This window comes from Parasphingorhabdus sp. (assembly GCF_039977335.1).
Classification (GTDB): domain Bacteria; phylum Pseudomonadota; class Alphaproteobacteria; order Sphingomonadales; family Sphingomonadaceae; genus Parasphingorhabdus.
On the sequence record NZ_JBDWDI010000003.1, the window covers coordinates 79597 to 93579 of the forward strand.

Below are 13983 nucleotides of genomic sequence, written 5' to 3' on the forward strand. Positions count from 1 at the left end.
CGACAATATGTGATGAAATTCGAGATATTCTTAATAATTCTCAGTTGTTTAAGCTGGCACTCGAAATCGTGAACTTCTTGCTGCAAAATGCACAATCTATCGAGATTGCTCCATCTTCGTCGACCATATCCTCCTTATCTTCTTTCGGGAATCGTGCGATGACGTCCCGGATATGATCTTCATTACACCGGCAACCCTTAACGAGCGGTTTACCGCTCAAAACCCTCACTTCGTCGCTCTCGCTGAACAGGCGCCATAGCAAATCTTCTAGCGGTAGCGCCGCATCAACCAACTCATCTGACTGGACGCTACCACCCATGATAGCGACATGTTCCCATTCGGGATGATTCATGCGGACATGGAGTCGTTCTTTGCCTTCCTCACCGTCCGGGAGATGCTGCACCAGCAAGCCACCAGCTACCGTTTGATCGCCATCCATCTCCAATGCGACTCGAATCACCGTTGGGATCTGCTCGGATTGCATGAAATAATTTTGCACGGCTTCCGATAGACTCCCTCCCTCCAGCGGTACGATACCTTGCGATCGCCCGCGCGGCTCAGGGTGATCAAAGGTTATCGCCAGATAGCCCTTGCCGAACAAAGCCATCAGGCTCGGTTCCAGTGGCTCGTTTACAAGACGTTCGGCGTCAAATTGAACATAACCTCGGACATCGCCATTCTTGTAATCGCAGGCGAGCAAGCTAACGACGCCGTTTTCGGTCTGTGCTTGCAACGTGAGCTGCGCCTCTTCCTCTTTGAGAAGCGCACCAAGCAGGGATGTCAGACAAACGGCCTCGACCAGCAATGATTTTATCTGTGACGGATAATTATGCGCCGACAAGATATCATCAAGCACGGGACCAAGTCGAACCGCCCTGCCCCGACAGTGTTTCGCAGGAATCGAGAAGGACAGGTTTCTGTCCATTAGCGTTGGGACATCAGAATTGTCAGCCATCAGATTTGACCAAAAGCCCAGCGCAAGACCGATTTTTGAGCATGAATACGGTTTTCCGCTTCATCCCAAACCAGCGACTGTGGTCCGTCAATGACGGAGGGCATTACCTCCTCGCCGCGGTGGGCTGGGAGACAGTGCAGGAAGGCTGCATCGGATTTGGCCTGCTCCATGATCACATCATTAACCTGAAACGGCATCATCGCATCCATTTTGGCATCGGCATGCGCCTGTCCCATCGAAACCCATGTATCGGCGACAATGACATCAGCACCAGCAACCGCTTCCACTGCATCGCGGTGCACGGTAACATTAGCCCCGGCTGTCTTCGCCGTCGTTATGAAACTCTGGTCCGGATCATAACCTTCCGGACAGCCAATGCGCACGTTGAATTTCATCAGGCCTGCCGCCTCGACTATGCTGTTGAGGACATTATTGCCGTCACCTAACCAAGCAACTTCGAGCCCAGGTAACGCCTTGCCATGTTCGATCAAGGTCAGCAGGTCAGCCACAATCTGACAGGGATGCGACAAATCGGTCAGGCCGTTGATTACCGGCACGGTGGCATTCGCAGCCAGCTCTTCGATCTTTGCATGATCGTCGGTGCGGATCATGATGGCATCGCACATACGTGACAAGACTTTCGCGGTATCAGCCACCGTCTCACCACGTCCGAGCTGCATAGAACCGCTGTCCATAACGATGCTCGTCCCGCCCAATTGGCGGATCGCGATATCAAAGGACACACGGGTTCTGGTACTGCTCTTCTCAAAGATCATCGCCAAAACATGGTCCCCAAGCGGCGCGTCATCATCCGCTTTGCCCTTGGGCCAGCTTTTGCGCGCTTCCTTGCGGTCAATCGCGTCGTTCATCATCGCCGCGAGCGCATCACCGCCTGCGTCGGCCAGGTTTAGGAAATGCCGGGTCATGATTCTGGTGCCTGATAGTCAGCCGCACCCGCAGACAATTTCTCGATGAACGTCGCGATATGGCTTTCATCAATGTTGAGCGGCGGCAATATCCGCAACGTATTGTCACCTGCAGCAACGGTCAGCAGGCCATGATTGTCACGCAAATGCGCCACAAAAGAACGGGTTTCACGAGTCATGGTAACGCCAAGCATCAAACCATGCCCCCGTACACCGGTGAACAGAGCGGGATAATTACCGATAAACTGTTCAATGGCCGCGCGGAGTTTTCCGCCAATATCGCGGACATGCTCGAGAAATTCATCATTCGCAACCACATCCCAGACTGCATTACCGGCAGCCATCGCCAATGGGTTACCGCCATAGGTGGAACCATGCGTACCAGGGACCATTCCCCGTGCCGCGTCTTCCGTTGCCAGGCAGGCTCCAAATGGGAAACCGCCGCCAATGCCCTTTGCGCTTGCCATGATATCGGGCGTGATGCCGTACAGCTCGTGCGCATAAAGCGCTCCGGTCCGAGCAACGCCGCATTGCACTTCATCAAGTATCAGCAATATGCCATGCTTATCGGCCAAGGCGCGAAGCCCTTTCATAAGGGCTTCGGATGCCGGACGGATGCCGCCTTCGCCCTGAATAGGCTCTACCAGAAATGCCGCAGTCTTTGGGCCTATCGCAGCCTCTGCACCCTCTAGATCATCAAAGTCTACATATTTGAATCCGTTGAGTAGCGGAGAGAAACCATGGTGCATCTTCTCTTGGTTTGAAGCGGAAATCGTTGCCATTGTCCGGCCATGAAAAGCATTTTTGAACGTGATAATCTCAAACCGATCACTATCCTGCGATTGGTGATAGACCCGCGCCGCTTTGATTGCACATTCAACCGCCTCGGCGCCGCTATTGGTAAAGAATACTGTGTCAGCAAAAGTTGTATCGACCATCCTTTGGGCAAGTTTTTCGCCCTGTGGGCTGCCATAGAGGTTCGATACATGCATCAGCGTCGCAGCCTGTTCCTGTATCGCCTTGGTCAGATGCGGATGACCGTGACCCAAAAGATTTACAGCGATACCCGTGGCAAAATCAAGCGCGCGGCTGCCATCTTCAGAAATCAGCCAAGCGCCCTCGCCTCGCACAGGACGAAAACCACACCGGGGATATACGGGCATAAGCGGTGTAATAGTCATGGCTAGAATCCTTTTGTGATAAAACAGAAAAGGCGACCCGATTGGCCGCCTCTTTCAAGTGCTGCCGCTTATATGCATGAACTGGATAACGGTCAATCGTTGCGGAACGGAGCGGGACAAGATTGACCGACGCTCCATTTATCGACTGAAGCAATCAAACAAAATGTTTTAATTGATTTAGCAGGCAACCGAATCTGTATTATAACCGTCATCAGCAAAAGATATGCACAACCAGACAACAAAAGGAGAGATTCAAATGGACATGAAAACACCCGGAGCCAAAATCGAAGGTTGCCCAATGGGCTTCGATGGCGGTGTACGAGCCCTGTTAGGACGCCAGAACCAGGATTGGTGGCCAAACCAACTACAACTCAACATTCTCAGTCAAGGCGGAACATCCCCTGATCCGATGGGCGATGATTTTAACTACGTCGAGGCATTCAATTCAATCGACTATCAAGCTCTGAAAAATGACCTTACCGCACTGATGACCGATAGCCAGTCATGGTGGCCTGCTGACTATGGTCATTATGGTCCATTCTTCATCCGGATGGCTTGGCATGCGGCAGGTACCTATCGGACCGCCGATGGCCGCGGCGGTGCAGGCGAAGGTCAGCAGCGCTTTGCGCCGCTGAATTCATGGCCCGATAACGGCAATCTTGACAAAGCACGCCGTCTACTCTGGCCAATCAAACAGAAATATGGTGAGAAAATCAGCTGGGCTGATCTATTCATTCTGGCCGGTAATGTTGCCATCGAATCGATGGGCGGACCGGTCTTCGGTTTTGGCGGCGGTCGTGCCGATACATTTGAACCTCAGCGTGACATCTACTGGGGTAACGAGGACAAGATGGTCAATGAAGGCGTCCAAACTCGTATTGATCCCGACAAAGATCTGTTGCTCGAAAACCCGCTCGCAGCGATACAGATGGGTCTCATCTACGTTAATCCGGAAGGCCCCGGCGGCAATCCTGATCCCGCTCTGTCCGCCAGGGATATGCGCGAGACTTTTGAACGGATGGCGATGAATGACGAAGAAACCGTTGCTCTCACCGCTGGTGGCCATGCCTTTGGTAAGGCCCATGGTGCTGGCGATGCCGGCCTGGTTGGCGTTGAACCAGAAGCCGGCGATATCACCGCACAAGGTCTGGGTTGGCTAAGTAGCCATGCTTCGGGCGTTGGCGGGGATGCTATTACATCCGGCCTAGAAGGGTCCTGGTCTTCCACGCCTACCCAATGGAATGGAAACTATTTCCGCTTGCTGCTCGACTATGAATATGAGTTGGTAAAGAGCCCTGCCGGCGCACAACAATGGCAGCCAATCGACCAGAAAGAAGAAGACATGGCACCGCATGCCGCTGATCCTTCCAAGAAGGTTCCAACCATGATGACCACAGCGGATATGGCGCTGAAAGTTGATCCGGAATATCGCAAGATATCCGAACGCTTCCGCAATGACCAGGCCGCTCTGGATGACGCCTTTGCCCGCGCATGGTTCAAATTGTGCCACCGCGATATGGGCCCTAAAGCCCGTTACCACGGCCCGGAGGTCCCTGCAGAAGATCTGATCTGGCAGGATCCAGTGCCAGCTGGTCAGAGCATTAGCGATGGCGACGTTGCAAGCCTTAAAACAGCCATATTGGACAGCGGCCTAACCGTCAGCGAACTGGTCAAGGCGGCCTGGGCTTCGGCTTCCACCTATCGCGATACCGATCATCGCGGCGGTGCTAATGGCGCCCATGTTCGCTTGGCTCCTCAGAAAGATTGGGCAGCCAATGATCCTGCGGAACTCGGCAAGGTTGTTTCCAAACTGGAAGAAATCAAAGGCGATCACAATGTCAGCATTGCCGACCTGATCGTTCTGGGCGGCACCGCAGCAGTCGAGAAAGCAGCCAAAGACGCTGGCTTCAACATTGATGTGCCGTTCGCAAGCGGACGCGGTGACGCAACCGACGAGATGACCGATGCGGAGAGCTTTGAACCACTTGAGCCTAAAGCAGATGGCTTCCGGAACTATCTCTCCGCCAAGCACAGCGTTCCGACCGAAGAGCTGATGCTAGACCGCGCGTCACTGCTGCAACTCAGTGTGCCGGAAATGACAGTGCTGGTTGGTGGATTGCGCGCGCTTGGTGCCAATAGCGGTAACAGCACCCATGGTGTGTTGACCGATCGTCCCGGCCAATTGACCAACGACTTCTTCGTTAACATGCTCGATATGAGCACCGTCTGGGAAGCTGTCGACGGCAGTGATGAAGAAGAGTTTGTCGGCAAAGACCGGAACAGCGGTGAACAGCGCTGGACAGGAACCCGCGCCGATTTGGTCTTTGGTTCCAACTCACAGCTCCGGGCCGTCGCCGAAGTTTATGCGGAAAGCGGTCATGAAGAGAAGTTTGTCCAAGACTTCGTCGCGGCATGGACCAAGGTGATGAACGCGGATCGCTTCGACCTCGCGTAAATCGACCTAACGGTCAGAAACAAAAGACGGCTCGCTGGGAAACCGGCGAGCCGTTTTCTTTTTTACAGCTTGGCTTTTGAGGCTTCCCAATTCTGTCCGTCAAATTTCGTGATATTGGGTTGCAGAGCATGTCCCGCGTCCAGACAGTTGTAGTTCACACTCCAGCTGCCCGGATGTGATCGCGGCTGGTAAAAACTTTTGACGCCGCAATGCTTGCAAAATAAATGATCCGCCTGCCCGCTGCCAAATTTATAGCTGGTTAGATCATCTGGGCCTTTCAGCAGATTGAATTGATCATGTGGGATGAACAGGTGCAAGAAGCCCGTACGCGCGCAAATCGAGCAGTTGCAATCCAACATCTCGGGCTGGCCTTCGGCTTTCGCGGTGAAACGAACCGCGCCGCAATGGCACCCACCCGCGACTTCGATCACGATCGCACCTCGGTAGAATGAATATCAATCCGATTCTCCAGCGTCCGGTGGACTGGGCATTTATCAGCAATTTCGAGTAACTTCTGGCGCTGCTCGTCCGATAAATCCCCTGTGATGGTTATGGCGCGATCAATCACATCAATCCGGTTGTCATCATTGCTACACGTGCTGCAATCATCGACATGTTCGCGGCTATGTTCCAGTTCAATATGCACGCCTTCCAGCGGAATGCCTTTGCGGTCTGCGTACATTTTCATTGTCATGGAAGTACAAGTTCCCAATGCCGCGAGTAGTAGATCATAGGGGGATGGCCCGCTATCCTCTCCACCGAATGACACGGGTTCGTCAGCAAGAAAGACATGCTTGCCGACACGGACAGTTTGCTGAAACTTGCCGCTCGCGGTTTCAACCGTAACGAGCGAGGGATTGGTGGCCATATTCTACTCCACAGTTACCGATTTCGCGAGATTGCGAGGCTGATCGACATCTGTACCTTTTGCGACCGCCACATGATAGGCGAGCAACTGGACGGGCACAGCATAAACTAGCGGCGCGATCAAAGGATGAACCTTAGGCATTTCAATGGTTGCCATACACCCCTCTCCTGCTTCAGCCAAACCCGCTGCATCGGAAATCAGTACAACCTTGCCGCCGCGCGCCATCACTTCCTGCATATTGCTAACCGTTTTTTCGAACAATGGTCCAGACGGCGCCAGTACGATCACCGGTACGGCTTCATCAATCAACGCGATGGGGCCGTGCTTCATCTCACCCGATGCGTAGCCTTCGGCATGAATGTAGCTGATTTCTTTTAGCTTAAGCGCCCCTTCCAGCGCCAACGGGTAATCCGGACCACGCCCCAAATAGAGCACATCGCGAGCCGGCGCGATAAGATGGGCCATATCGGATATGTCCTCATCATGGGCGAGCGCCGCATTCAATGCCGCAGGCGCTTCGGTAAGATGCTCGACGACTTCATGCTCTTCATCACGCGACATTTTGCCCTTCACCACAGCAAGATGCGCAGCGAGCGCAGCCAGAACGGCCAACTGGCAGGAAAATGCTTTTGTAGACGCCACGCCGATTTCCGGACCGGCATGGGTTGGCAACAAAAGGTCAGCTTCGCGTGCCATAGAACTAGTCGGAACATTGACCACCACTGCGATTTTCTGGCCCTGCTCCTTGCTGTGGCGCAGAGCGGCAAGCGTATCTGCCGTCTCACCAGACTGGGAGATAAACAGCGCGAGGCCGCCAGGTTCCAAAACCGGATCACGATAGCGAAATTCCGATGCGACATCGAGATCGACTGGTACGCGGGCAAAGGTCTCAAACCAATATTTTGCAACCATTCCAGCATAAAAGCTGGTCCCGCAGGCTACGATGGTAATCCGTTTAATATCCTTGAGATCAAAATCCATTTGAGGCAACGCAACCTGCTGCTCCAGCGGCCGGATATAACTTTGCAGGGTTTGCGCCACGACCGTTGGCTGTTCGAAGATTTCCTTCTGCATGTAATGGCGATACTGGCCCTTTTCGATGGTCGCTGCGGACACACCGGAAGTTGTCACCTCACGCTCGACCGGTTGGTTGGCGCTATCAAAAATCTGCGCGCCGTCGCTGGTGACGACTACCCAGTCACCCTCTTCGAGATAAGCGATTTTCTGGGTCAGCGGTGCGAGCGCCAGCGCGTCCGAGCCAAGATAGGTCTCGCCCTCGCCATAGCCGACGACCAGCGGCGAACCGAGCCGAGCGCCGATCAGCAGATCGGAATTAGACTTGAAGGCAATCGCCAGAGCAAATGCCCCGCGTAATTGTGGGAGAACGGCCTGCACCGCTTCCTGTGGAGTCTTGCCGGTCTCGACCTGCTCACTGACGAGATGTGCTACCACCTCTGTATCGGTCTCGCTCTCAAAACTGCGCCCTCGCGCGGACAGTTCTTCCCGCAGCGGTTTGAAATTCTCAATTATGCCATTGTGGACCAGCGCTAATTCGCTGGTGGCATGCGGATGGGCGTTGTTGGTCGTCGGCGCACCATGGGTGGCCCAGCGGGTATGGGCAATCCCGATCGTCCCCGCCGCATCGTCCTGCTTCAGCACCTCGACAAGATTTTTGAGCTTTCCCTCGGCGCGGCGGCGTATCAGCTGGCCGTCATGGACCGTGCATACTCCGGCGCTATCATAGCCGCGATATTCCATCCGCTTGAGACCATCGACTAGGCGGTCCGAGACCGCGTCCTTGCCAACAATTCCGATAATTCCGCACATATTCTTGAGGCTTTCTTCTTATAGAGTATAGGGAACGCGAATACCCGGCATTTCCGCCGGAAAGTCACGCGTATTACGGGTGATGAGGATGCGCCCGGTAAGCTGGGCAGAGGCGAGAATGACAGCGTCCATAGCCTTAAGCCGCCGCCGGTCACTGCGCAGCAAAGCCGCCCGCCGACCGATTTCCTCGTTCACCTCGATAATATTGAAATAGGAAAGGAAGTCCTCAGCCCGGTCTCCGTCGTCCGGTAGCGCGCGGGTCAGTATCTCGACCCAGGTCAGGCGGCTGATATAGCGGCGGTCATAGCGCTGCAACTCGACATTGGCGCGGCCAACATCGTTGAGCGCATCGAACAGAATGTTGCTATCGAAAACCGCTTCGTTCACGAGCCACCTTTCCGGCGATAACGCTCGGCCTCACGGTCATCATCGGCATCGAACAGGTCCGGAAATTCCTTCCGTACATCCCAATAATCGGGATCCCAGGGCCGCGTCCAGGACGCACGTTCACGCCGTTGCCAAGCGACCGGATCGGCAACCTCGCGGCGATCACGCCAGATACCGAAAAACTTCTCGATACCTTGTTTAGAAGCATCCGCCCGAAACGCCGCCACTGCATCGCGAAGCAATTGCGCCCGCGACGTCCCCTGCTGCACCGCCTGCGCGTCGAGCCACTGGACATCTTCTTCGGATAGATCAGCGAGTATGCGAGTCATGATATATCGATATCATATCATGATATCATGTCAATGAAGTTATGCGCTTAAAGGGTATTGATCGACCAATTCAAGTCGGCGAGTGATATGACCGGGATCAAGTAAAGCGCCAGGAGCGATCACGGCATTCGCCCCGATCCGACATCCGTCTCCTAACAATGCTCCAAACTTTTCAACTCCGGTTTCCAAGATGGAATCACGGTAACGGATACGAATAGCCTTATCTTCCATTTCGTTTCGATAATTGGCGATAATAGCTCCAGCCTCAATGTTAGAGCCGCTTCCAATAATGGAATCGCCCACAAAATTTAAATGCGCAACCTTCGACCCGCTGAACATGAAGGTTGTTTTTAACTCCGAATTGGGGCCGACTATGCAATCTTTTTCTAGAAACACGCCGCCACGCAGGTAAGCACCCGCTGCAACCAGACAATTAGGTCCGATTATCATTGGCTCTTTCAGGACAACATTGTCTTCTATCTCAGCTGACCGATGGATAGCTGCTTCGCCGGAACGTACATAGTTGGAATCCAAGCGGTCCATCGCCGCAAGTATATGCTCACCAGCTCTTTTCGTAATATCCCAAGGAGTATCATTCAACGCCGCGAAATTGGATGTATTCCAAGACGCGATAAAATCGGAAACAGCGATATCAACTATAGCAACCTCCCTATTTTCCAGCCTTCTTCCTGGTCATCGCATCGCGAAATTTCTTCGCCCAGCCCTGCTTACCAGCTTGTTCGGCGCGCACTAACGCTAACGCGTCTTCAGGAACATCTTTCGTCAACGTAGCGCCTGCTCCCACAATTGCACCATCACCAATCGTCACTGGTGCCACCAACGCGCTATTCGATCCAATAAACGCACCCTTCCCGATCTTGGTCTTGTATTTGAAATAGCCGTCATAATTGCAGGTGATTGTGCCCGCGCCGATATTGGCGCCCTCGCCCACTTCGGCATCGCCCAGATAGGTCAGATGATTGGCCTTTGCGCCCTTGCCCAACACCGCTTTTTTCATCTCAACAAAATTACCGACCTTGGCACCTTCTTCCAGCACCGCACCCGGTCGCAATCGGGCGAACGGACCAACATTGGTTTTCGGACCGATAGCCGCGCCCTCTATATGGCTGTGGCCGTATATTTTTGCGCCACTGGCGATCGTGACACCCGGCCCAAAAATGACATTGGGCTCTATGACAACATCTGATGATATTTCTGTATCATGCGAAAACCAAACAGTTTCTGGTGCAATCAGACTGACGCCATTCGCCATTGCCTTTGCCCTGCGACGCTCTTGCCATTCGCTTTCGACCGCAGCCAGTTCCGACCGGCTGTTCACGCCGGCAACCTGTGCCGGATTATCCACTTCGATCACGGCGCTTTGCTGACCCGGCAACATGACAATGTCCGGCAGATAATATTCGCCAGCTGCGTTGTCATTGCTGATCTGGTCGAGCAAAATGAATAAATCCGTCGAGCGTGCCGCCATCAGCCCGCTGTTGCACAGATTGACCGCTCGTTCCTGCTCATTGGCATCTTTGAACTCGACCATTTTCTCGATTTCGCCCTGATCATCGGCGATGATCCGGCCATAAGCACCGGCATCATCGGGACGAAAACCCAGTACAACCGCGCGCGGGTCTGACCCGTTATTCAGGCGAAAAATCATCTCCTGCATCGTCGCCGCGCTAACCATCGGAACATCACCGTAAAGGATCAACACATCACCAGCGAAGCCTTTAAGCGCATCATGGGCCTGCGCGACCGCGTGGCCGGTGCCCAATTGATCGTCCTGCACGGCAATTGCGACATTACGCCCTTCAACGCTCGCTTCGATTTGCTCACGCCGCGCGCCAACGACGACAACCGTTCGCTCGACGCCGATGGAATCGACTGTATCGAGCAGATGATGGAGCATCGGTTTGCCCGCAATCGGGTGCAATACCTTATGCGTCTCCGATTTCATCCGCGTGCCTTGTCCGGCGGCTAATATGATGGCTGCTAAAGGACGATCGCTCATGCAAAAAACTCCGAATATCCCGTTCTACACGCTGAATTTGCGCCCCATGCCATGATGCGGTTGCTTATGCCAGCAAGATCGGTTCTATGCAGGGACTATGACAGAAATTTCTTTCGATATCATTGGCTTTGATCTGGACGGCACGTTGCTCGATACCAGCATGGAACTGGCCGCGTCCCTTAACCATGCGCTGGTCAGTGCCAGCCGCCCGCAAGTGGATGAGCAGTCTATCCGTTCGCTGGTCGGCATGGGAGCCCGGCATATGCTGGAAATGGCGCTGGAACAGTCCGGCGGCAGTGACAAGGATCTGGTCAAAAGCCTGATGCCCATCTTGATCGACCATTATGAGGCCAATTTGGGTCATAATGCGCCGGCCTTTGCCGGACTGATCGACGCAATGGATGTCTTGCAGGATCAGGATATAAAGCTGGCTGTGGTCACAAACAAATTCGAAAGTCTGGCGGTAAAACTGCTGACCAATGTCGGAATGATTGAACGCTTTGTCACCGTTATTGGCGGCGATACGATGGGCAAAGGACGCAGCAAACCCAAGCGCGATCCGATTGACGAAATGATCCGGCGCTGTGACGGTGTAGTGCAGCAAACGCCCGCTGCTTTTGTTGGCGACAGCATTTTCGACATTCAGGCCGCGCAGAATGCCGGTATTCCCAATGTCGCAGTGAGTTTCGGCTTTCTGCATCAACCGGTCGAAGAACTGGGTGCCGATGCGATTATTGATCACTATGATGAGCTTGTGCCCACGCTGGTCAAGCTGAAGTCTTAAACATCACGCTTTGCGCCACTTTGTCCACAAGTGGCGGGCAAGCATCAGCGGCGGCATTCTGAGCCAATGAGAGCGGATATAGAAGGCTTGCCGTGTGAACTTTCGGATTTCACGCCCCCACCCATCTCTCGCCAGCAGGCGGCGGACATAAAGGTAATCGGCCAATTTCGTGCGGCCTGCGTGATATTTATGAACGGGCGTACCATATAGCCCAGCGGCCAATCGTAGAGCGCGCGCCAGATGTGGGACCAATTGATGCAATTTGGCACGAGCGCCTAATTCCGTCCAGAATAGTTCGTCTGCTTCAGAAAATTGCCGGACCAACCGGTCAATATCCCACAGATTGCGCAATCCCCCCGCCAAATCACCATCAGCAAACAGATGAGCCACCGAATGGAGCAACATATCGGCAGGTGCCATCACATAAAGGCCGGAATCCAGCTTGACCGATGCATCCAGCATCGCCTGCGCATTAGGCGTTGGCCCAGCGGTCAACGGCAAAGTCGTATGATGCACGTCAATCATCCGATCCCGCTCCCGGTGGATCAACGGCGGCAGCTCATGCATATGATCGCGATAATATTGGTCATCATAAGGGTCTGGCTTTACCCATTCCCAACCCGCGTCCAGCAATGCTTCTTCGGTAGCGGGCAACTGATCCCGCGCGACCATGATATCAAGGTCGCCAATGCTGCGCCCGATACCTGCGTCAAGGTTCGCTGCGACATAGGCTGTGCCCTTCATCAGCACCGTCTTGCAATTTAGTGATGCAAGGCCCCGCCCCGCGCAGTCCGCCTCCCAAAGCGCCTGTAATCGCGCCAAATCAGTAGCTTGAATCGCATCTTTCAGAATGGGTTTAACCTGCTCTGGCACAGCAATGCCGTCCAAACGATGGGCCAAACTGCCGATGAGCGATTCTGCCCGGGCAATACTGATGAGCTCCGTCCATCCTCTCCCGTCAAGCGAGCGGGAGCTCCCAGGTTCGCGCAACGCATCAACCAGTAGTTGGGCATTACGCATCATGGCAGCTGGCTCCAGAGGCCATCGATTAATTCTTCCGCCTGATCACTCGATTGATAGTCCATCGCTTTCGTAGGAACCGTATCGACAAAACGGGTCAAAGACCGAAAGCCTGTCTCGCCCAGAGCCACATAGTTGGTCGATGCCTGGGTCAGGCGCACAAAAATCTCGCTCTTGCCCATATCCCGTAAAACAGGATCATATCCAAAGCGTGGGAACAGCAGCAAAGCAGGTTTGGCGGTGTCCGCCATCCTGTTCACCGCATCCAGCGGGGGGACGATATGGCGAATATCGCCCTTGGTTGTATCCTTCATCAAGGGCCCAAAACGACCGTCGGGCACAATCGCCTGCATAGCAGCAATCGCCTCATTTTTTAGGCTGATCAACCGCGGAAAACTATGCACCATGCCCGTTTCTGGATTGAGCAAGGCAAATTCATCACCCATGAACCGCCAGCCTTTTTCCGCGAGCATGGCGGACAGCGTGGACTTCCCGGAACCGGACAAGCCGGTCATCAGGAGCGCCTTACCATCCTTTTCAACGCTACTGGCGTGCAACAAGAGATGCCGCCGCCAGCCCAGCGCCATTTGCAGGTTCATGCCCATTTCTGCGGCTAACAGGCTCTGGCCCAACGGCAAGGGCGCGGCATCAGGGAGCCAATAGTCGCCCGAAATATGAACCGATGGCCGGATATAGCGCCGCCACGGCTTTTCAGGCTCCAATCGAACCGTGAAATCTGCATAATCGTCTGGCGATGCTGGATAATCCTTATATAGCACGGCCAGCTGATCCAGCGGCTTCTGCCATGTAGACGCTACCCGGAATCGTGCCGGACCGACAGTCAGGTAAAGATGATGAAGCCCCTTCACCTGCCCTAAACTCGCTCCACAAGACCGAGTGAGCAAAGCTCAACCAGCCTTGCAAACACAATATCGGCGGCATCACCACTATTTTCCAAGTCATAGCTTGCCGAGAGTCTCTGTGCGATATCGTCAGCGGTCAGCGCCTCCTCGGCCATCACCTCAAATATCGCAGGCACTGGATCGGCAATCACATGCGTAATCCCGGATGATCTCTGGAAGACCAGAGTCATGCTATCCAGTGGGTGCTGGATCAGTCCGTCAGGGGCTGCTGCGCGATAAAGCTGACTCATGGGCGGTTACACTATTCCTGATCACGGCAAATCATTCGAAAAAAGCCGTTAGCATGAATATGTTAATAAGCATTGGCT

At 54.1% G+C, this 13983-nt stretch carries 15 protein-coding genes; 2 read left to right on the plus strand and 13 right to left on the minus strand.

The window, feature by feature from the left end; genetic code table 11:
• Positions 1 to 40: 40 nt before the first annotated feature.
• Genes ABJM21_RS06190 through ABJM21_RS06200 form a run of 3 tightly spaced genes read right to left on the minus strand, consistent with a single transcriptional unit; the run spans position 41 to position 3062 of the window.
• Entirely contained in the window at positions 41 to 955 is a 915-nt protein-coding gene (locus ABJM21_RS06190; protein ID WP_348302288.1) for an Hsp33 family molecular chaperone HslO, read from the minus strand.
• Positions 955 to 1881, minus strand: coding sequence for an ornithine carbamoyltransferase (argF, locus tag ABJM21_RS06195; protein WP_348302287.1), 927 nt, complete (start codon positions 1879 to 1881; stop codon positions 955 to 957). Before argF ends, ABJM21_RS06190 begins: the two co-directional genes overlap by 1 nt.
• A complete protein-coding gene (locus ABJM21_RS06200) occupies positions 1878 to 3062 on the minus strand; it encodes an aspartate aminotransferase family protein (RefSeq protein ID WP_348302286.1) in 1185 nt (394 codons plus the stop codon). Before ABJM21_RS06200 ends, argF begins: the two co-directional genes overlap by 4 nt.
• Before the next feature lie 256 nt (positions 3063 to 3318).
• Between ABJM21_RS06200 and katG the strand changes: the two genes are divergently transcribed.
• Positions 3319 to 5517 carry a catalase/peroxidase HPI gene (gene katG, locus ABJM21_RS06205; protein ID WP_348302285.1) on the plus strand — a complete coding sequence of 733 codons (2199 nt, stop codon included), beginning with the start codon at positions 3319 to 3321 and terminating at the stop codon, positions 5515 to 5517.
• Positions 5518 to 5579: 62 nt separating this feature from the next.
• Here the strand turns inward: katG and ABJM21_RS06210 are convergent, their stop codons facing one another.
• From ABJM21_RS06210 to glmU, 7 genes are all read right to left on the minus strand, one after another.
• Complete coding sequence (locus ABJM21_RS06210; RefSeq protein WP_348302284.1) at positions 5580 to 5948, minus strand: GFA family protein; 369 nt, start codon at positions 5946 to 5948, stop codon at positions 5580 to 5582.
• The gene (locus ABJM21_RS06215) at positions 5945 to 6385 is read right to left on the minus strand and encodes an OsmC family protein (RefSeq protein WP_348302283.1); all 441 of its coding nucleotides are present in this window, start codon (positions 6383 to 6385) and stop codon (positions 5945 to 5947) included. The genes ABJM21_RS06210 and ABJM21_RS06215 overlap by 4 nt, the downstream gene beginning before the upstream one ends.
• A gap of 3 nt (positions 6386 to 6388) precedes the next feature.
• Positions 6389 to 8212, minus strand: coding sequence for a glutamine--fructose-6-phosphate transaminase (isomerizing) (gene glmS / locus ABJM21_RS06220; RefSeq protein WP_348302282.1), 1824 nt, complete (start codon positions 8210 to 8212; stop codon positions 6389 to 6391).
• Positions 8213 to 8230: 18 nt separating this feature from the next.
• On the minus strand, positions 8231 to 8599 hold the full coding sequence (locus tag ABJM21_RS06225) for a type II toxin-antitoxin system VapC family toxin (RefSeq protein ID WP_348302281.1): 369 nt from the start codon (positions 8597 to 8599) through the stop codon (positions 8231 to 8233).
• Positions 8596 to 8928 (minus strand): CopG family transcriptional regulator, encoded by a 333-nt coding sequence (locus ABJM21_RS06230; protein ID WP_348302280.1) that lies wholly within the window; start codon positions 8926 to 8928, stop codon positions 8596 to 8598. The genes ABJM21_RS06225 and ABJM21_RS06230 overlap by 4 nt, the downstream gene beginning before the upstream one ends.
• Positions 8929 to 8967: 39 nt before the next feature.
• Positions 8968 to 9528: a DapH/DapD/GlmU-related protein gene (locus ABJM21_RS06235; protein ID WP_348302279.1), complete on the minus strand. Its 561-nt coding sequence runs from the start codon at positions 9526 to 9528 to the stop codon at positions 8968 to 8970.
• A 70-nt stretch (positions 9529 to 9598) separates the two neighbouring features.
• On the minus strand, positions 9599 to 10948 hold the full coding sequence (gene glmU / locus ABJM21_RS06240) for a bifunctional UDP-N-acetylglucosamine diphosphorylase/glucosamine-1-phosphate N-acetyltransferase GlmU (protein WP_348302278.1): 1350 nt from the start codon (positions 10946 to 10948) through the stop codon (positions 9599 to 9601).
• A 97-nt stretch (positions 10949 to 11045) separates the two neighbouring features.
• Between glmU and ABJM21_RS06245 the strand changes: the two genes are divergently transcribed.
• Positions 11046 to 11732, plus strand: coding sequence for an HAD hydrolase-like protein (locus ABJM21_RS06245; RefSeq protein WP_348302277.1), 687 nt, complete (start codon positions 11046 to 11048; stop codon positions 11730 to 11732).
• 3 nt (positions 11733 to 11735) lie between these two features.
• Here ABJM21_RS06245 and ABJM21_RS06250 read toward each other — a convergent pair whose 3' ends face one another.
• The 3 genes from ABJM21_RS06250 to ABJM21_RS06260 are packed head-to-tail and all read right to left on the minus strand — an operon-like array spanning position 11736 to position 13905.
• On the minus strand, positions 11736 to 12752 hold the full coding sequence (locus ABJM21_RS06250; RefSeq protein ID WP_348302385.1) for a nucleotidyltransferase family protein: 1017 nt from the start codon (positions 12750 to 12752) through the stop codon (positions 11736 to 11738).
• The gene (locus tag ABJM21_RS06255) at positions 12752 to 13621 is read right to left on the minus strand and encodes an HprK-related kinase A (RefSeq protein WP_348302276.1); all 870 of its coding nucleotides are present in this window, start codon (positions 13619 to 13621) and stop codon (positions 12752 to 12754) included. Before ABJM21_RS06255 ends, ABJM21_RS06250 begins: the two co-directional genes overlap by 1 nt.
• Positions 13622 to 13626: 5 nt before the next feature.
• Entirely contained in the window at positions 13627 to 13905 is a 279-nt protein-coding gene (locus ABJM21_RS06260) for an HPr-rel-A system PqqD family peptide chaperone (RefSeq protein ID WP_348302275.1), read from the minus strand.
• Between the last annotated feature and the right edge of the window lie 78 nt (positions 13906 to 13983).

Coding starts and splice junctions, on each gene's coding strand:
- ABJM21_RS06190 (WP_348302288.1), bottom strand. CDS start 955: ATGGCTGACAATTCTGATGTCCCAACGCTAATGGACAGAAACCTGTCC.
- argF (WP_348302287.1), bottom strand. CDS start 1,881: ATGACCCGGCATTTCCTAAACCTGGCCGACGCAGGCGGTGATGCGCTC.
- ABJM21_RS06200 (WP_348302286.1), bottom strand. CDS start 3,062: ATGACTATTACACCGCTTATGCCCGTATATCCCCGGTGTGGTTTTCGT.
- katG (WP_348302285.1), top strand. CDS start 3,319: ATGGACATGAAAACACCCGGAGCCAAAATCGAAGGTTGCCCAATGGGC.
- ABJM21_RS06215 (WP_348302283.1), bottom strand. CDS start 6,385: ATGGCCACCAATCCCTCGCTCGTTACGGTTGAAACCGCGAGCGGCAAG.
- glmS (WP_348302282.1), bottom strand. CDS start 8,212: ATGTGCGGAATTATCGGAATTGTTGGCAAGGACGCGGTCTCGGACCGC.
- ABJM21_RS06230 (WP_348302280.1), bottom strand. CDS start 8,928: ATGACTCGCATACTCGCTGATCTATCCGAAGAAGATGTCCAGTGGCTC.
- glmU (WP_348302278.1), bottom strand. CDS start 10,948: ATGAGCGATCGTCCTTTAGCAGCCATCATATTAGCCGCCGGACAAGGC.
- ABJM21_RS06245 (WP_348302277.1), top strand. CDS start 11,046: ATGACAGAAATTTCTTTCGATATCATTGGCTTTGATCTGGACGGCACG.
- ABJM21_RS06250 (WP_348302385.1), bottom strand. CDS start 12,752: ATGCGTAATGCCCAACTACTGGTTGATGCGTTGCGCGAACCTGGGAGC.
- ABJM21_RS06260 (WP_348302275.1), bottom strand. CDS start 13,905: ATGAGTCAGCTTTATCGCGCAGCAGCCCCTGACGGACTGATCCAGCAC.